At 34.3% G+C, this 17,444-nt stretch carries 15 protein-coding genes; 7 read left to right on the top strand and 8 right to left on the bottom strand.

Features of this window, described 5'->3' with window-relative positions; genetic code table 11:
- Positions 1-28 precede the first annotated feature (28 nt).
- A complete protein-coding gene (locus CEY12_RS18045) occupies positions 29-2,329 on the top strand; it encodes a GAF domain-containing protein (RefSeq protein WP_089029001.1) in 2,301 nt (766 codons plus the stop codon).
- 4 nt (positions 2,330-2,333) lie between these two features.
- Here CEY12_RS18045 and CEY12_RS18040 read toward each other — a convergent pair whose 3' ends face one another.
- Entirely contained in the window at positions 2,334-3,257 is a 924-nt protein-coding gene (locus CEY12_RS18040) for a bestrophin family protein (RefSeq protein ID WP_089029000.1), read from the bottom strand.
- Positions 3,258-3,276: 19 nt separating this feature from the next.
- Positions 3,277-4,461 (bottom strand): Pycsar system effector family protein, encoded by a 1,185-nt coding sequence (locus CEY12_RS18035; protein WP_089028999.1) that lies wholly within the window; start codon positions 4,459-4,461, stop codon positions 3,277-3,279.
- Positions 4,462-4,487: 26 nt separating this feature from the next.
- On the opposite strand from CEY12_RS18035, the gene CEY12_RS18030 reads away from it, so the two are divergent.
- Together CEY12_RS18030 and CEY12_RS18025 are read left to right on the top strand one after the other, a co-directional pair.
- Positions 4,488-8,204: a metallophosphoesterase gene (locus tag CEY12_RS18030; protein ID WP_089028998.1), complete on the top strand. Its 3,717-nt coding sequence runs from the start codon at positions 4,488-4,490 to the stop codon at positions 8,202-8,204.
- A 279-nt stretch (positions 8,205-8,483) separates the two neighbouring features.
- Complete coding sequence (locus tag CEY12_RS18025; protein ID WP_089028997.1) at positions 8,484-9,206, top strand: hypothetical protein; 723 nt, start codon at positions 8,484-8,486, stop codon at positions 9,204-9,206.
- Positions 9,207-9,246: 40 nt separating this feature from the next.
- Here CEY12_RS18025 and CEY12_RS18020 read toward each other — a convergent pair whose 3' ends face one another.
- From CEY12_RS18020 to ruvX, 5 genes are all read right to left on the bottom strand, one after another.
- Entirely contained in the window at positions 9,247-10,137 is an 891-nt protein-coding gene (locus CEY12_RS18020) for a hypothetical protein (protein WP_228409727.1), read from the bottom strand.
- A complete protein-coding gene (mazG, locus tag CEY12_RS18015) occupies positions 10,137-10,910 on the bottom strand; it encodes a nucleoside triphosphate pyrophosphohydrolase (RefSeq protein ID WP_089028996.1) in 774 nt (257 codons plus the stop codon). The genes CEY12_RS18020 and mazG overlap by 1 nt, the downstream gene beginning before the upstream one ends.
- Before the next feature lie 309 nt (positions 10,911-11,219).
- Complete coding sequence (locus CEY12_RS18010) at positions 11,220-11,786, bottom strand: DUF5606 domain-containing protein (RefSeq protein ID WP_089028995.1); 567 nt, start codon at positions 11,784-11,786, stop codon at positions 11,220-11,222.
- Positions 11,787-11,866: 80 nt separating this feature from the next.
- Positions 11,867-12,439 carry a peptide deformylase gene (gene def, locus CEY12_RS18005; RefSeq protein WP_089028994.1) on the bottom strand — a complete coding sequence of 191 codons (573 nt, stop codon included), beginning with the start codon at positions 12,437-12,439 and terminating at the stop codon, positions 11,867-11,869.
- Positions 12,436-12,852: a Holliday junction resolvase RuvX gene (ruvX, locus tag CEY12_RS18000; protein ID WP_089028993.1), complete on the bottom strand. Its 417-nt coding sequence runs from the start codon at positions 12,850-12,852 to the stop codon at positions 12,436-12,438. Before ruvX ends, def begins: the two co-directional genes overlap by 4 nt.
- Positions 12,853-12,965: 113 nt before the next feature.
- Here ruvX and CEY12_RS17995 point away from each other — a divergent pair, with 113 nt between their 5' ends.
- Positions 12,966-13,442 (top strand): SixA phosphatase family protein, encoded by a 477-nt coding sequence (locus tag CEY12_RS17995; protein ID WP_089028992.1) that lies wholly within the window; start codon positions 12,966-12,968, stop codon positions 13,440-13,442.
- 231 nt (positions 13,443-13,673) lie between these two features.
- Positions 13,674-14,723, top strand: coding sequence for a T9SS type A sorting domain-containing protein (locus CEY12_RS17990; RefSeq protein ID WP_089028991.1), 1,050 nt, complete (start codon positions 13,674-13,676; stop codon positions 14,721-14,723).
- A gap of 63 nt (positions 14,724-14,786) precedes the next feature.
- On the opposite strand, the gene CEY12_RS17985 is transcribed toward CEY12_RS17990, so the two are convergent.
- Positions 14,787-16,331: a serine hydrolase gene (locus CEY12_RS17985; RefSeq protein WP_089028990.1), complete on the bottom strand. Its 1,545-nt coding sequence runs from the start codon at positions 16,329-16,331 to the stop codon at positions 14,787-14,789.
- A 101-nt stretch (positions 16,332-16,432) separates the two neighbouring features.
- Between CEY12_RS17985 and CEY12_RS17980 the strand changes: the two genes are divergently transcribed.
- Both CEY12_RS17980 and CEY12_RS17975 read left to right on the top strand, forming a co-directional pair.
- Positions 16,433-16,927 carry a metallophosphoesterase family protein gene (locus CEY12_RS17980; protein ID WP_089028989.1) on the top strand — a complete coding sequence of 165 codons (495 nt, stop codon included), beginning with the start codon at positions 16,433-16,435 and terminating at the stop codon, positions 16,925-16,927.
- A gap of 7 nt (positions 16,928-16,934) precedes the next feature.
- On the top strand, positions 16,935-17,429 hold the full coding sequence (locus CEY12_RS17975) for a Smr/MutS family protein (RefSeq protein WP_089028988.1): 495 nt from the start codon (positions 16,935-16,937) through the stop codon (positions 17,427-17,429).
- Positions 17,430-17,444: the final 15 nt, after the last annotated feature.

Genomic DNA, 17,444 nt, shown 5'->3' with positions numbered 1-17,444 from the left:
TTATAACTTTACTTTATAATTTCCAGCATTGCTACATCTTTACAAAAAAGACGCCCCGTTTCAGGTTTATATATCATTCGAAAAATATTTGGATGTTCTTGAGCATATCCGATATAATGACCGTTTAGAATACCGGGTGAATTATGCAGAGTCTCTTATTGACAGAACAAAGAATTTCAAAGAACTGAAAGAAGGCTTTCAGGATGTAAAATTATTAGAAAAGCACGAAGATCTCATCAGGCTTTTACTGGCAGATCTTTTTCCAACCGGCTTGACGAATAATGAAATAAAAGCAGCAAGTATCCCTCTCTCTAAGATCACCTTCAATTACACAGAAAGGTTTAAAAGTATTCTTAAAGATGCAGGAAAAGATTTTGAAATAGAGCTTAGAAATATTGATGATAATGAATTTTATGTTTTCTGTTGCTGTCTGATTCTTCAGGCTTATTTTAAAAGAGATGTAAGAAGTTTTATTCCTTTCTATTATGATATCCCTAATAAACAGGGAATCATGAAACACTATAAGATCACTGTAAATTCGGATTTTACTGATATTTATCCTACTGAAAGAGCTAAAGTTCCAACTGATGATGTCATAGACATGCTTTTAGAAAATTTAGATGATTTCAGATTGTGGAAGAAACATTTCCCACCTAAATCATGGGTGCTAAAAGGATTTACAATTATTTCCCTGGTAGACTGTACCTCAGAAGTGGCTTTATCTGATTTGAAATCAAGTATGATACAGATCGATCCGGAAAATCTGACACCAGATGAAAATTTAATTGAAATCTTCAAATCTTATTTTGATGTGGCAGATCTCAATTTCGGATTAATGCTCTTTAATAAAAAAGACAATAGACTGGAAAAGATTCCCATCTATGAAAGTCTGTTCACTAATCATATTCTTGATTTCTGGATCAATACTTTTGACGAGGAAACCCAAAAAAATACTTTTGAAAATTTAAATAACAACTCTAAGCCGATTGTTATTTCCAATGTTGATAAGATGGGGCAGGAAATAAAAGATCAGCCCTCGTTCAGTATTTTAAAAGAACATCATATCAACAGTTTTATGGTAATTCCTATTATGAGGGATAATGAATTGCTGGCGATCATGGAATTTACTTCTTCTATTCCCAATAGTTTTAATGGATTAAAGCTAAAAAAACTGGAATTTTTCACGGATATGATCCTTTTCTCTCTTAACCGGTTTAGCTTTGAAAAAAATTACCAGATTGAAGCCATCATTCAGCGTGAATATACTTCCATACATGACAGTGTGGTATGGAAATTCAGAAATGAAGCTGAGAAGTATTTTAATGCCTCTTTAGCAAAAAAAATATATACTTTAAAACAGATCTCCTTTAAAAATCTTACACCATTATTTGGATTCTCTGATATACGTTCTTCTTCAGAAAAACGATTCAATCTGATGCTGGAAGATCTTAATAAGCAGATTGACTGCCTTCATGATATTTTTTCTTTGATCAACTCTGATTCAGAGAAATACCTACTTGCCCTGGAGATTTTTGAAAATGAACTGAACAATGAAATAAAAGCTGATACAGAACAGCGCTTCCAGAGATTATTGCGTAATGAAATTCACCCATACCTGCAGGGACAGCTGGAAGTACATTCTACAAAAGAAATAAAAACAAAAATTTTAGAATACTTTGAGCAGGTTTTCATTCAAAACGACCTGTTTTATAACAGCCGGAAAAGTTTGGATGATTCTATCACCCTAATTAATAGAAAGCTTGCAGATATGCTTGATGAAAGTCAGGCAAAAGCACAATTAATATTTCCACATTACTATGAACGTTTTAAATCAGACGGTGTGGAGCATAATTTGTTTATCGGTCCCACTATTTCACCTGATCTTCATTACACCTCTAAAGTAGTTCATCAATTGAGATACTGGCAATTGAAAACCATATGCAGAATGGAACAGGAAATTCAGACTTTTAAAAAAGAACTTCCCATTCCTTTGGATATTGCTTCTTTGATTTTTGTCTATAACGAAAAAATAGATATTCGTTTCCGAATGGATGAAAAGCGTTTTGATGTAGACGGAGCTTATAATTCTTATTATGAAATCATAAAAAAGAGAATTGATAAAGCACACATTAAAAACTCAACGGAAAGAATTACCTGCCCTGGAAAAATAACCATCGTTTATTTTGGAATGGAAAATCAAAAAGAATATCTGGAATACATTTACAAGCTTCAGAGAAAAGAAATTCTTCAATCTGATATCGAATTTTTAAAGGTAGAAGACCTGCAGGGAATTACAGGTTTATTAGCGTTAAGAGTTTCAATTGTTTAATGATCTAATCAACAAAATAAGTATCCGGTTTCTTCAATTCGCCTTGTGGAATTCCTGCCTGTTCGAAAATTGAAAACTCAATCGTTCGGCATATACTATTCAGTGCGAGATCATTCTCCTCTTCTCCAAATGGTTCCCCTATCTCCTGAATTATTGCATCTAAAGCTATAAAAGTATAACTGATTAAGAGCACAATCAGCGGCATCATCCAACCCAGGCTATCGACCAAACCAAATGGCAGCCAGAAACAATAAAGATAAACGGTACGGTGTAAAAGAACACTGTAAGCAAAAGGTAAAGGAGTGTTATAGATCCTCTCACAACCTCCTGAAATATTGGAAAACTGATTGAGTTGCTGATCCATTGATGCCATTACAATGGTATCCATATTTCCTTTTTTATTCTGCACTTTCAGCCAATCGGCGATGAAGCCCAGGATAATGCTCGGAATAAATTTTTTGTTTTTAAGTTGTTCCACCTGTTCCGGGGAAAGCAGTCTGGAAAGATGCTCTGTTCCTGATTTATCACGTAACTGATAATTTAAAGACCAGGAAAAAGCAGAGATCATTTTTACAATCTCCTTTTTTTCATCCAATGCCTGCGTCGAAGAATCATTAACGTAAGATAGTATCTGTCTGGTTAGTGACCTGGTTTCTATGACTAATAACCCCCAAAGCTTCCGTCCTTCCCAGAAACGATCATAACTCGCTGAATTACAAAATCCCATAAAAATGGCCAACGCCAAACCTATCAATGTAAAAATGGTAGGATTTAAATGAACTTTGTAATCATATATTTTTCCTTTGAAAAAATAAACTCCAATAGAAAACAACGTAATCGCAATAAGCTGAACAATTATTTTCTTCAACACTGAACCCCGCCATATAAATAACATTTTAAGCCAATTGGTACGCTGCCTTACAATCATCTCCTATACAATTTAAAAATTAAAGCGTAAGGAATGCAAATGCAAAAGAAAGTACAGAAATAATAATTCCTGCCATAAAAATCTGATAAGTGATTGATAAAAGCTTATACTTTCTATCTAAAACTTTACCCAGATAATATAAATCTTTTACCATAGAATCATAAATGTAATCCCTGTCTTTAATAAGATCCTTCATTGCATTATGATAATCATCAAAAATCATTTGATGAAAATTTCCAAAGAATAAAAGATTCACTTTTCTGTTCTGAATATCCTGATTCGTAAACCTGGTCTTTGTAACATTAGGCTTTGTGGATAATATGGCAAAAATAATGGTCATTACACTTGAGATCAACAAAAGAAAACTTGGAATGATCAGATGTGCATTTTTAGGAGCATCTAATTTTGGAACCAATACAGACAAACAGACTGAAATAATAATTGCATTTACAGAAAGTAAGATGTTTGCTTTACTATCCGCAATATCACTCAACCGGGTGTGATTGTTTAAGGTAACTCTGAATAGTGTATCTACACTCCTGTCTGACTTCGGTTCTTTTTCCTTTGGTTCCTTTTTACTTTCTTTAGCTTCAGAATTCATTTTTTTATCCTCTTCTTTTTCCAGCTTTTTCTCAATTTTTTTGATATTCTTCTGCTTTAAAGGTTCCCAATTTTCTTTGGCATAGTCCGTGTAATATTGATGCTTATTTTTCAGCATATCAAGATTTCCGGAATTCCACTCGTCATTGGAAAAGCATCGAACATTGGTAAGTTCCCACTCCTTTCTCAGAGCATCAGAAATATCGTTGTAATCATGACTGGCAAAGTGACTGCAATCAGCATCCTTAGCTATTTTCTCCAGTAAATTCTGAGGCTCGTAATTGATTTTTGTTGCCAGAATCAAGCGAGAGACATCTTCGATATAATTTTCCGGATAATTTTCATTAATCAGAAAATTTTTCATAATCTCAACGCCTTTCTCTTCATGATTCTGTGCGCATTCTATATATCCCGTATCATGAAACCAAAGTGCCAATATTACTTTCTCCTGATCTTCCTTAGAGACCGGAGTATTTTTCATTATTTCTTCGGCTTTATTAACCGTATACGTGGTATGAATAAAATTATGATAGAAATATACAGAAGATAACTTATCTTTGAATAAGATTTCAACATAATTTTTAGCTTTTTGTAAAATATCCATTACTGAATTTTTGTTAATGTAAATTTATGAATTTATCCTTTAAAACTCATTTAAAAATAATTTCTGTTCCATTTAGGTTCTTGTTGGTGTCAGGAGTCCTGTATTCTTGTGCTACCTATAACGTAAAAAAAGGCAAAAACTTACTGGAAGCTAAAAATTCTAATATAAAATCTGAAAATGATTTTAAGATTTTCTTAGTCGGAGATGCTGGTAACCCCGATGAAGCTCAGGGAAAGCAGACGCTCAATCTCTTGAAAACTCAGCTGGATTCGGCAGATAAGAACTCTATGCTTATTTTTCTTGGTGACAACATCTATCCTTCAGGAATGCCTAAAGAAAAGGACAAAGATTATCCCCTGGCCAAAGATAAAATGGAAAAACAGCTTTCCATTACAAAGAATTTCAAAGGAAAAACGCTCGTTATTCCGGGAAATCACGACTGGTATCATGGAATAGACGGGCTAAAAGCGCAGGAAGAATTTGTTAAAAGTTACCTTAACGACAAAAAAGCATATTTACCGAAAAATTCATGCCCTATTGATGACATCAACCTTACTGATGATATTAAATTAATCGTAATTGATAGCGAATGGGTTTTAGCCAATTGGGACCGGTATCCGGGGATCAATAAAAACTGTACAATAAAAACCCGGGATGACTTGTTTTACGAATTCCAGGATCTGATTACTAAAAATCAGAATAAAAGAATTATTGTTGCTTTGCACCATCCTGTGATCAGCAGTGGAACCCATGCTGGATACAATTCTGCAAGATCCCATCTGTTTCCGTTTAAAGGAAATATTCCTGCTCCCGGAATTGCAACTGTTATTAATTTTCTTAGAAATACTTCTGGTGCCAGCACACAGGACATAAACAATCAGCATTATGCCGATTTGGCTAATCGGTTAAAGAGTATTGTTCAGGATAAAGAAAATGTCATTTTTGTCTCCGGCCATGATCATAATTTACAATATCATTCAGAAAGAAATATCAGACAGATCGTTAGCGGAGCTGGTTCTAAAGTTGATCCGGCTACAATAGCTGAGCCAACAGATTTTTCTTACGGAGGGAGTGGTTTTGCCGTCCTGAATATCAGAAAAGATCAAAGCAGTGATGTTGAATACTTTTCTACTAAAGATGCTCAACTAAAATCTCTGGCTCATATTGATGTCATTGCCAAGCCTGATAATTTTGTAAATAATTATCCCAATTCTTTCCCCGCAACCATCACTTCGACAATATATCCTAAAAATTTAACCGAAAAGGGAAAATTTTACAGATGGCTATGGGGAGATCATTATAGGAAATACTATGGAATACCTATCGAAGCAAAAACTGCTAATATTTCCGAATTGGATGGCGGCTATACCCCTTTTAGAGAAGGTGGGGGAAATCAATCCAATAGTTTAAGGCTGAAAGCCAAAGACGGACAGGAATTTGTGATGAGAGGGATCAAAAAAAGTGCAGTTCGTTTTCTGAATAATATGGCCTTTAAGAAAAGTACATTTGGAGATGAGCTTGAAAATACATTTCCGGATAAATTTTTACTTGATTTTTATACAACCAATCACCCCTTCACTCCCTTTGCTGTAGGAAATCTGGCAGACAAATTAGATCTTTTCCACAGTAATGCCCGATTATTCTATATCCCTAAGCAAGAAGCTTTGGGGGAATACAATGAACATTATGGTGATGAAATGTATATGGTCGAAGAGCGTTTCTCTTCAGATCCTAAAACACTTCAATATCTGGATAATGCCAGAGATATTCTTTCTACTGATGATGTATTGAAAAATATTTCCAAAAATTACAAATATTCTGTTGATAAAGATATTTACATAAGAGCCAGAATCTTTGATATGCTACTGGGAGATTGGGACAGACATTCCGATCAATGGAAATGGGCGGAATATAAAGATGGTGACAAAATAACTTATAAACCGATTCCAAGAGACCGGGATCAGGCTTTTAGCAAATATGATGGTGCAGCCTTTAAATTGATCATGAATGTTCCGGCAGTTCGTCATATGCAAACATTTAAGGATGATATTAAAAATGTAAAAGGCCTGGCCATGGAACCTTATCCTATTGACCTGGTATTTTTAAAGGGATCTACACAAGAAGAATGGATTGCTCAGGCGAAATATATTCAGGAGCATTTGACAGATAAAGATATTGACGATGCTTTCAACAATTTACCAAAAGAAGTTAAAGATGAAACGATAACCGATATTCAAAGAAAGCTAAAATCAAGAAAAGAAAAATTACAGAATTATGCAGCACAATACTACGATGTATTGCAGGAAAAAGTTCCGTTAGCAGGTACTGTAAATCAGGATAAATTTGTCATTACAAAAAACGGACATTCGGTTGAAGTAAAACAATATAAACTTGATAAAAAAGGTGAAAACCCTGAATTGGTATTTGAGAAAACCTATCACGATAATAAAACAAAGGAACTCTGGATCTACGGATTGGAAGATGATGATATTTATGAAGTATCGGGAAATGGAAGGCCTAAGATGACTATAAGACTTGTTGGTGGCCCCAATCATGACGTCTATAATGTTGCCAACGGAAGTAAGGTGAAAATTTACGATTTCAAATCTCAAAAGAATACGTATAACGCTGATACAGCCACCAAAAATATTTCCGACGATTTTGATATTAATACCTACAATTATAAACATCCGAAATACAATTTCTTGGCAGGATATCCTAATGCTGATTATAATCCTGATGATGGGCTTATTATTGGACTTCTTACCAATTATACAGTGAATAATTTTATTCGTGATCCTTATACCCAAAAGCACAGCTTAAAAGCTAATTTCTATACAAACACGGCTGGTTTCAATCTGGCGTACAAAGGAATCTTTAAAAAGGCTATTTACGGGTGGGATTTTAATATTGATGCGGCCTACACAACTCCCCGATTTTCTGAAAACTTTTTCGGACTGTCCAATGAGAGTGAGTACGATAAAGATGACACCAAAACAAAATACAATAGAGCGAGAATTTCAAGATTTAATTTTGCACCCTCAATTTCCAGAAAAAGCTGGCTTAATCTGCAACATCAGTTCCAGCTTACCTTTGAAGACAATAAAGTACAAAGAAATGGTGATCGTTTTGTAGACCAATCTCCGGATGTAAATCCTGCGGTCTTCAACAGCCAGCAGTTTGGAGGAGCTAATTATACTTTTAGCTATAAAAACCTGGATAATAACGCCTTTCCTACGCTAGGCCTAGAGTTAGTTGCTAATGTTAACTGGAAAACCAACCTTTCAGATTTTGACAGAAACTTTTTAGTTTTAAATGGCTCATTAAACCTTCACCATAGAATTGATAAAAGAGGAAACTTCGTTTTTTCAAACTCCAACAATGTAATGTGGATCAACAATAATAATTTTGAATTCTATCAGGCTGCCAGTATCGGTGGGAATAACGGCCTTCGTGCTTTTAGAAATGACCGTTTTTCAGGAAAATCTTATTTCACCAATAATTCTGAGATCCGTTGGGATTTTGGAAGAATTAAAAACAATATCATCCCTGCCAATATGGGTATTTTAATAGGCTATGATTTGGGAAGGGTTTGGAATGACAACGAATATTCAAGAAAATGGCACCAGGCTGCAGGAGTTGGTTTATGGTTAAGTGTTGTTGAAATGTTTTCAGCAAGGCTAAATTATTTCTATGGTTCCGATGGTGGAAGGATTTCAGCAGGTATAGGAATGAATTTCTAAGATACAATTAATATCCAATCCATATTAATTTCACAAAACCCATTGTACTTTCCACTACAATGGGTTTTGTTTATAAATTTCATAAATAAAAAATTCTTGTATTTTTATTTTCTATTTCTAAATCATTACTTATAAAATAATTACAATCAGCAACATAAGAGCATATTCCCATCTTTACAACTCAAACTCAACCATAGCTGAATATGCTTGTTAAATTTTAAAAAAAATCAATATTTTTTAAAAATTTATATTTGTAAAAATTATTTTAACACGATAAAAATGATGAAAAAACAGCTATTATTTATGGCATTATTTGCCATATCTTTACAATACCGTGCGCAAGTAGGTATTTATACTCCCACTCCACAAAGCACATTCCATATCAATGGATCCTTACAGGTTGTAAAAGACTTCAATGTTGGAGGAAATGCCAATACAAAAGGGAATTCCGGAAACCGGGGCGAGTTCCTGATGTCTAACGGTTCTGGAAATGCACCTGTCTGGAGAAATATTGAATCTGAAAATTTTTTAAAGGTAATTTTTGTAGGCAACAAAACTGATATCAGTCCAGGTAGCGGCAGTTATACAGGAACCGGGAGTAATCCTATCAGCACACATGAAAACTATACCCAGACCTATGTCTTCAATATCAGTAACAAAATTGATACTGCTTATATAACTTATAATTCAACCAGCGGAATATTTACTGTGGTCAAACCCGGCTTTTACAATATCGTACCCTATGTCACCTATGATTTAAACTTAAACGGTAATGGGAGAACAGCCGGAACCGCAAAATCATCGATTCAAAAAGTTTCATCTCCAACAGCTACATTGGCAGCCATATCTACCGGTCATGGAGAACGCACCACAGGTATTAATCATAATCTTTCCTCAATTACTTATTTTAATACCGGGGAAACCTTTAGAATACGCTGCGTATACACCCAAAGTTTCAGGTTATCGAGCGGTAATATTCACATCTCTTATCTTACTCCATAGAGATAGGGATCACATTCAGAATAAAGAATCCTCACAAAGTCTATTTGTGAGGATTTATATTAAATAGATAAACGTTTCCGCCTACCTTTTTCGCCTTTTCATCAGCTATTAAAAGAGTTTTATCATCTAGAAAAACAACAGCTTCTTTTTGCGAATTATGGTTCAATGCTATCTTTTGGATTTTAGCCGTATTGAAATTATCCGGGGTAAATCCGGAAAGGATACGCACATATTTGTGATTTAATAATACAATCTGATCCTGTTTACTGTTGATCGATGCGGAAGTGATTGCGGCATCATTATATTTTCCATCCAGCTTCAGTTTACCTACTAATTTAGCTTCAAAATCTCCTTTCTGATTAGGAACTTTGAAAACCAGAAAAGTGCCATCAAAACCTTTACTTCTATTCTTGGTAAAAAGATAAAAATTTCCATTCATTTCTACGAATGCCTCGCAATCATATAACCAATTCGATTTCTTAGGAGGAAATTCCGTCTGCCCCTCATAATGGAATTTTGTGGTTTGGGTGACTTTTGTAGTGTTCTGCGAAGGATCTTTCAGGTCAATCTTCAAAATAGCCAGATTCCTTCTGTCATTGTCATTATTCCCAAAATCACCGATGTAAATATTCCCTTTGGAATCTTTTGTAATTTCTTCCCAGTCATTATTTTCGGTATCTTCTACAAGAACATCTTTTATTAATTTCCCCTGTCTATCCAATCCATACACCATATTTTTATTTCCCTGATCTTCTATTACCCAAATTGTTTTCTGGTCTTGGGAAAGGGTAATTCCAGAAACCTCTTCCAGTTTTTTAGGTAAGGAAAATTCAACTTTTAAGGTATCTCCTTCAACCTGTTCATTTGAAGATTTAGGATGGCATCCTAACATTAAAATCGCGGTTACAGCACACAAAATATACATTTTCATCAATTTTTATTTAATATTTTAACCTCATCCCAAAGCAGGTCCATTTCTTCTAAAGACATTTCTCCTAACTTCAAATCCCTTTCTACAGCCATCTCCTCCATTTTTTGAAATCTTGAAATAAATTTCAAATTGGTTCTTTCCAATGCGGAATCCGGATTAATTCCTGTAATGCGGGCATAATTGATCAGGGAAAAAAATACATCTCCCAGTTCCTGTTCTTTTTTCAGCGGATCTGTTTCAGCATGAAATTCTCCAAGTTCCTCATCTACCTTTGCCCAGGCATCTTCAGCATCATGAAATTCAAAACCGATTCCCTTTACTTTATCCTGAACCCTATAGGCTTTTACCATACTTGGAAGGCTTTTAGGAACACCACTTAAAATGGATTTGTTGCCTTCTTTGAGTTTCAATTTTTCCCAGTTCTGCTTTACTTCTTCTTCATCTTTTACCTCAACATCACCGTAGATATGAGGATGACGGAAAATAAGCTTTTCATTTAAAGAATTAATGACATCAGCAATATCAAAACTTCCTTTTTCAGAACCTATTTTAGCATAGAAAACCAGGTGTAGCAATACATCTCCCAACTCTTTTTTTATCTCCAGTAAGTCCTCCTGCAGAATTGCATCGGAAAGTTCGTAGGTTTCTTCAAGAGTTAAGTGTCGGAGAGATTCTAAGGTCTGTTTCTGGTCCCACGGGCATTTTTCACGCAGGTCATCCATAATATCCAATAATCTTCCGAAGGCTTCTAATTTTTCTTGTTTGGTATTCATAGGTAATTGGAAATTCAATCTTATACAAATGTAAGGGATATTTAGCTTCTGTGGAAGTTGGAAGTTAAAAGTTGGAATTTGAAAGTTGAAAGCTAGAAGTTAGAAGTTAGAAGTTAGAAGTTAGAAGTTAGAAGTTAGAAGTTAGAAGTTAGAAGTTAGAAGTTAGAAGTTAGAAGTTAGAAGCAAAATTACAAATACCACCAAACTGGCCTCTTTCAATTTTCAATTTTCCACTTTCAATTAAAAAAAAAAGCCTTGTCAAGAAATTCTCAACAAGGCAATATTCTGTAATTCAAATCAATGAATGAATTATCCCATTTTTCTGTGTGTGCTTTTTGTAGCAGCTTTTGCTCCGGTTGAAGCCTTTACTTTCGGAGTAACTGGTTTATCAGCCTTTGGAGCTGCTTTTTTCGGAGCTTCTTTGTCCGTTAAAGTTACTTCTTCATTTTCATTTGCCGGATCTAAAGTTTCAGGTTCAGCTTTTACAAAACTTTCAGGAGTAATGTATCCAGCTTTGTGAAGAATGTTATACCACTGCGCTAATTTTTTGATATCAGAAGCATATACTCTTTCTGTATCATAATTAGGAAGTGAAGCGCCCATAAATTCTTTCAATTCAGCATCAGAAGATTTATGAGATATTGTTTCTTTATAATCCTGGTTTTTAGCAATATTTTCAAAAACCTCAAACAAAGGAACTTCTTTATCAAATGTAAACATCGCGATATTATCCAGCAAACTTACCTGACTTGAGTTTCCAATACTTACTTTTTTCTTTGTAGTTACATCTTCAATAATAAATCCGTTTCTTAATTGAGAAACTAATTTAAAAAGTCCCGGTTTTCCAGAGATTGAAATTATTTTTTCTAACAACATAATTTTATTTTTTTTAATTTTAGTAATCAGTGCGAGACTTTTTACTGCCTATTATTTTTCTATTTAATTAATTACACTTATTATTTCGGAAATCTCATTTTATAATTGATACTTACGTCTCCCTGAGATATCTTCGTTAATTTACCTTTCACCAATTTCTTTTTCAAAGCACTTAAATGATCTGTAAATAGTGTCCCTTCAATATGATCATATTCATGTTGAATTACGCGGGCTCTAATATCGGAAAAAGTTTCTGTATGCTTAACAAAATTTTCGTCATAATATTCTATAAGGATCGTACTTTTTCTTTTAACGTCCTCTCTAACATCTGGAATAGAAAGACACCCTTCGTTAAACTTCCATTCTTCTCCGGATTCTTCAAGAATTTTAGCATTGATGAAAACCTTTTTAAAATCCTTCAACTCGTCTTTGATGTCTTCATAATCCTCATCTTCTGCCAGGGGAGTTACATCTATTACAAACATACGAATATCAAGACCGATCTGAGGAGCGGCCAATCCAATTCCGTTCGCACTATTCATAGTTTCGAACATATTATCGATAAGTTCTTTTAAATCGGGATAATTTTTGTCTATATCTTTGCCTACTTTTCTTAAAATAGGATCCCCAAAGGCTCTTATTGGTAGAATCATCTTGTTTTTTGTTCTAAAAAATTCTGCAATATAATAGTTGCGCTTATTTTATCTATTAACCCTTTTTCCTGTCTTTTCTTTTTATTTTTCCCACTTTGAGAAATAAAAAAAGAGGCCATTTTAGATGTAAATCTTTCATCAAAACGGTGCACAGAAATGGTTGGAAATTCTTTTTTAAATTCTTCAATGAATTTTAAAATATCAGTTTCCACTTCGGAAACATTTCCCTTCAAATCTACTGGAAGGCCTATTACCACTTCATCTACTTTATTTTCATTGAAGTATTTATTCAAAAAAGTCAGTAAATGATTTGTTTCTATAGTATCAAGGCCACTCGCTATAATCTGCATATCATCCGTTGCAGCAATACCACAACGAGCCTTTCCATAGTCTATTGCAAGGATTTGTCCCATAGGTTTGCAAATTTAGTAAATTTTAATGATTTTATTCATAACGTAGTTTTTTTATAAATCGTGTTCTATTCCATATTTTTTTTTATAATTTTAATCTTCCAAAAAACGAAATTATGAAGAGACTCATTCTTGTGAGACATGCGAAAAGCGACTGGCCGGAGGAAACTGAAGACTTCGACAGACCTTTGGCAGACAAGGGTTTAGAAGACGCTATGAACATGTCCAGATTCTTAAAAAGCAATAGTATTTCTATAGATTACCTGGTATCAAGCCCCGCAGTCCGTGCATTGAATACCTGTAAAATATTCAACCAAACCTATCAGTTAAATATTTTAACTGACGAAAAGCTTTATAATCCCTCAGAAAGGAATTTTGAATCTGTAATTTACAGCCTGGATGATCATCATGATTCTGTAGCATTTTTCTCACATAATAATGGGATTTCGAATTTTGCCAATTCTATATCTGAGGATATTTTTCATTTTCCTACATGTGGTGTTGCCGGTTTTGAAATAGACTGCAACTCGTGGTCTGAATTTGATGGGGCTACTAAGAGATTATTATTTTTTTATGAACCCGGAAAGATCTAATATTATTTTCAAAATTTAATATTTACTGTATTAGTATTCTTATTTTCATGTCCAAAGCATGAAAATAATTATTGTGAATTTAATTAAAAAAGATTTTTTTTTATTTATTCATTAAAAAGCATCGCCCAAATCCCTTATCAATCTGGGAAAATATCATGTTCTCCTTTTTGTCATTCCATTTAGAATAAAATACTTTTGCGTTATATATAATTATTCTAAATAAAAATTACAATGAAGAAGCAACTCTATTTCTTATTTTTTGTCCTGTTATTTGCAGGAAACAAAATGTATTCACAAATTTCGGCCAGCCCTATTATCAGCAATTTGAATACTCCAAATCCAATGGTAATTGATGGAAATGAAATGTTTATCGGGCTTTACTATCTGGATAAGGTTATAAAAGTAAATCTTGACAATCCTTCGGCACCTGCTGTAGATGTCGTGACTGGTGTAAACCGCCCTTATGGTCTAGCCTTAAAGGATAACGTTCTATACATTTCAGAGTTTGGAGGAAATAAGCTTTCCAAAGTCAATCTGAACGCTCCTACTCCCACTCGTGAGATTGTCTTAACGAATATAAAGAGCCCTCTGGGACTTGAATTTGTAGGAAATGATTTGTATATGGCCCTTGAAGGAGACAACAAGATTGCTAAAATAGATGTAACACAACCAATACCACAGTTAATAGATATAACTCCGGCATCTTCTCCATTTGAAATCGAAATCATTGGAAACGAAATTTTCTTTACCGAAAGATTTGAGGGAAGAGTCTCCAAATTTAAGCTTAACAGTTCCACTTCACCAACTATAATTGCACAAGGTCTAAATTATCCATCTGGATTGGCATCATATGGAAATGAGTTATTTATTTCCGAAGCGGGAGCCTCTAAGATATCAAAACTGAATTTCACCAGTGGAAACCCTACAGTATCAGATGGCATAGTTTCCAGTCAGTTTAGCTACCCATCGGGATTAGCTGTGAAAAATAATACCATCTACATTACTGACTTTTTTAGCAATTCTTTGTTAAAAGCTGATTTAGCCGCTTTATCAGTATCTGAACAGCAATACAAAAACAAAACTCTTATTTATCCAAATCCAGCCAAAGATCTTCTAAATGTTCTGAACACTAAATCAAAAGACTATAAAATATTTGATATGGTTGGGAAATTAGTTCTTTCCGGAAAATTGGAAAGAGATACTGTCAATGTAAGCCAACTTATAAAAGGGGCTTATATTATTCAAATAGGAGATATTATTAAAAAATTCATCAAAGAATAAGTGAAAAATAAAAAGCTCCAACCGATGTTGGAGCTTTTTATTCTTTAATTTTAATTACCTATTTTATTTTCTTCTAAGGTCCAGATCATCAAAATCAAAACTGAAATCTGTAACATCTGATATGGGTTTTAATCTTGCAGATACTGCTTTTCCATTTTCATCGTAGTTAAAAATAATATAGGCATCTGCATCATAGCTCCTATCATCCCATTTAATGATAAAGGTATTATTCGAATAAGGCAACATCTCCCCTTTTAATCTCGGTGAATTTTTACACGAAATTCTATAGCTGCTACCTTCCTGCGTTATTTCTACATCGCCAAACCAGATGTCATTATATTTTCCTACAAACTGATCCGCCTTTGGTTGTAAATTTTTATCTTTTTTAAAAATCTCTGATTTGGCAAAAGCATCTTTCTTCTGTTTCTCAAATTCGCCATTCATTTTTGCCATTCTATCACTATAGGTCTTTAGCCAGTTTCTATCAGCTATACCCAGGTAAGAATCTTTCAGTGTATTGGTAATTGTATTGAATGCGGCTCCAGACTGTTGGTTGGTTAAAACCACAATACCTAGCTTCATATCAGGAATTAAGGTAAACTGTGTAACAGTTCCTATTAATCCTCCTGTATGCTGGATTTGTTTATGTCCTTTAACATCACTTAAAAACCATCCCATCCCATATCCATAAAAGCTTGTATCGTATGGATTCTTCATCGCCACATTACTAGGAATCTGTAAACTCCACAACTGCTGAACCTGTTTATCAGAAACTAATTTTTTCCCATCCTTGGTGGTAAAATTATTCAACAGGAATTTCGCCCATGTCGTCATATCTTTGATATTACTCAAAATCCCACCGGCAGCATTTCCTGTTTCATTCCAATCATGGGGAACGGCAACAGCTTTTCCATCTACCGGAGCATGAGCATCAATTTTATTGGTTACAGCTTTTGCTCTGTTATAGCTTCCAAAACTGGATGTCATGCCTACAGGTTTCATGATTCTCTGCTCGATAAACTCAGCCCAGTTTAACCCGGAAACCCTATGAATCACTTCTCCGGCCACAATAAACATAATGTTGTTATAATCCAATGTCGTTCTGAATGGATTTTCAGGCTTCAGATATCTTACGTTATGTACGATATCATTCACCGTTACACTTCCCCCTTCAGGAAAGAACATCAAATCTCCCTGTCCTAAACCTAATCCGGCTCTGTGAGTAACCAGATCTTTAATAGTAACATTTTGTGAAACATAAGGATCATACATCTGAAATTCTGGAAGATATTTTGAAACTTTATCATCCCAGTTCAGTTTCCCTTCATCTGCTAAAATAGCCAGTGCGGTACAGGTAAACCCTTTGGAATTTGAAGCAATACCGACCAAAGTATTCTCATCCATCGGTTGCTTTGAAGTTAAAGAACGGACACCAAAACCTTTTGAATAGATTAATTGACCATTTTTGATGACTCCCACAGACATTCCGGGAACGTCAAAGGTCTTTATCGTATTCTGAATAAGTTCATCCAACTTTTTCTCTTCAACCTGAGCATTGAATACACCTACTGTCAAAAGAAAAATGAAAAAAGAGATTTTCTGTTTCATTATTTTATAAATTTTCTCAAAGTTAATCAATTCGACATTTATTAAGTAAATTTGAACTTTATTTTAAATACATAAAATAGTATTGAAAATACATCAAGATAATGACTAAAATCCTCCTTCTCTCCGATTCCCATTCCTATATTGATGATCGCATTTTAGCATACGCCAAAGATGCAGACGAGATCTGGCATTGTGGAGATTTTGGCAGTTTTGAAATCATCGAACAGCTTGAAAAAATCAAACCCTTAAAAGGTGTTTACGGAAATATCGATAATGCTAAAATCCGCTCCGAATTTCCGGAGGTGAGCCGTTTTTTCTGTGAAAACCTTGAAGTTTTAATGATACATATTGGAGGTTATCCGGGAAAATACACGCCATTGGCTAAAAAGGAAATTGGTGAAAAAGCTCCAAAACTATTTATTTCCGGACATTCTCATATTTTAAAAGCAATGTTCGATTCCAAGAATAATTTGCTCCATCTTAATCCGGGGGCTTGTGGAAAACAGGGATGGCACAAAATAAGAACGATGATGCGTTTTGTGGTTGATGATCAGGAAGTAAAAGATTTGGAAGTTATAGAATTAGGACCTAAATAGTTTGAATATGAAAATTGGTGATCAGGTTTCTGTAGTAGATGAAGATTTAAGCGGAGTTGTAACTTCAGTAAAAGGCAATATTGTTGTTTTAAAAGATGAGTATGGATTTACCCATCAATATCCAAAGGAAAAGCTTGTTCCAAAAAACGCGTCCCTATATCAGGATATTCAGGTCATTAAAAAGGCTGAACCCAAAAAAATAATATCAAAAAAACATCAAAAGGAAGCCATTATTTTAGACCTCCACTTTCACAATCTGGTCAAAAACCCAAATGATTATGATGGTTTTGAAAGACTTTTCATTCAAAAAGAAAAACTATTGGAGGTGATTGCTTTTTGTAGAAAAAATCACCTTAAAAGGCTGGAAATCGTTCATGGTATTGGTGACGGAGTGCTTCAAAGGATGGTTTTTGATGTCCTGGAAAGCCAGACCCATCTGGATTTTTATAATAAGGAGATACTTCACCATCAATCAGGTGCTGTAATGGTAGAATTTCACTAAATTTGCATCATTAGA

Origin of the sequence: Chryseobacterium sp. T16E-39 (assembly GCF_002216065.1) — a bacterium.
In the GTDB taxonomy this organism is placed as follows: domain Bacteria; phylum Bacteroidota; class Bacteroidia; order Flavobacteriales; family Weeksellaceae; genus Chryseobacterium.
Note: the sequence above shows the minus strand (reverse complement) of the source record. Positions and strands in the feature narration are given on the sequence as shown.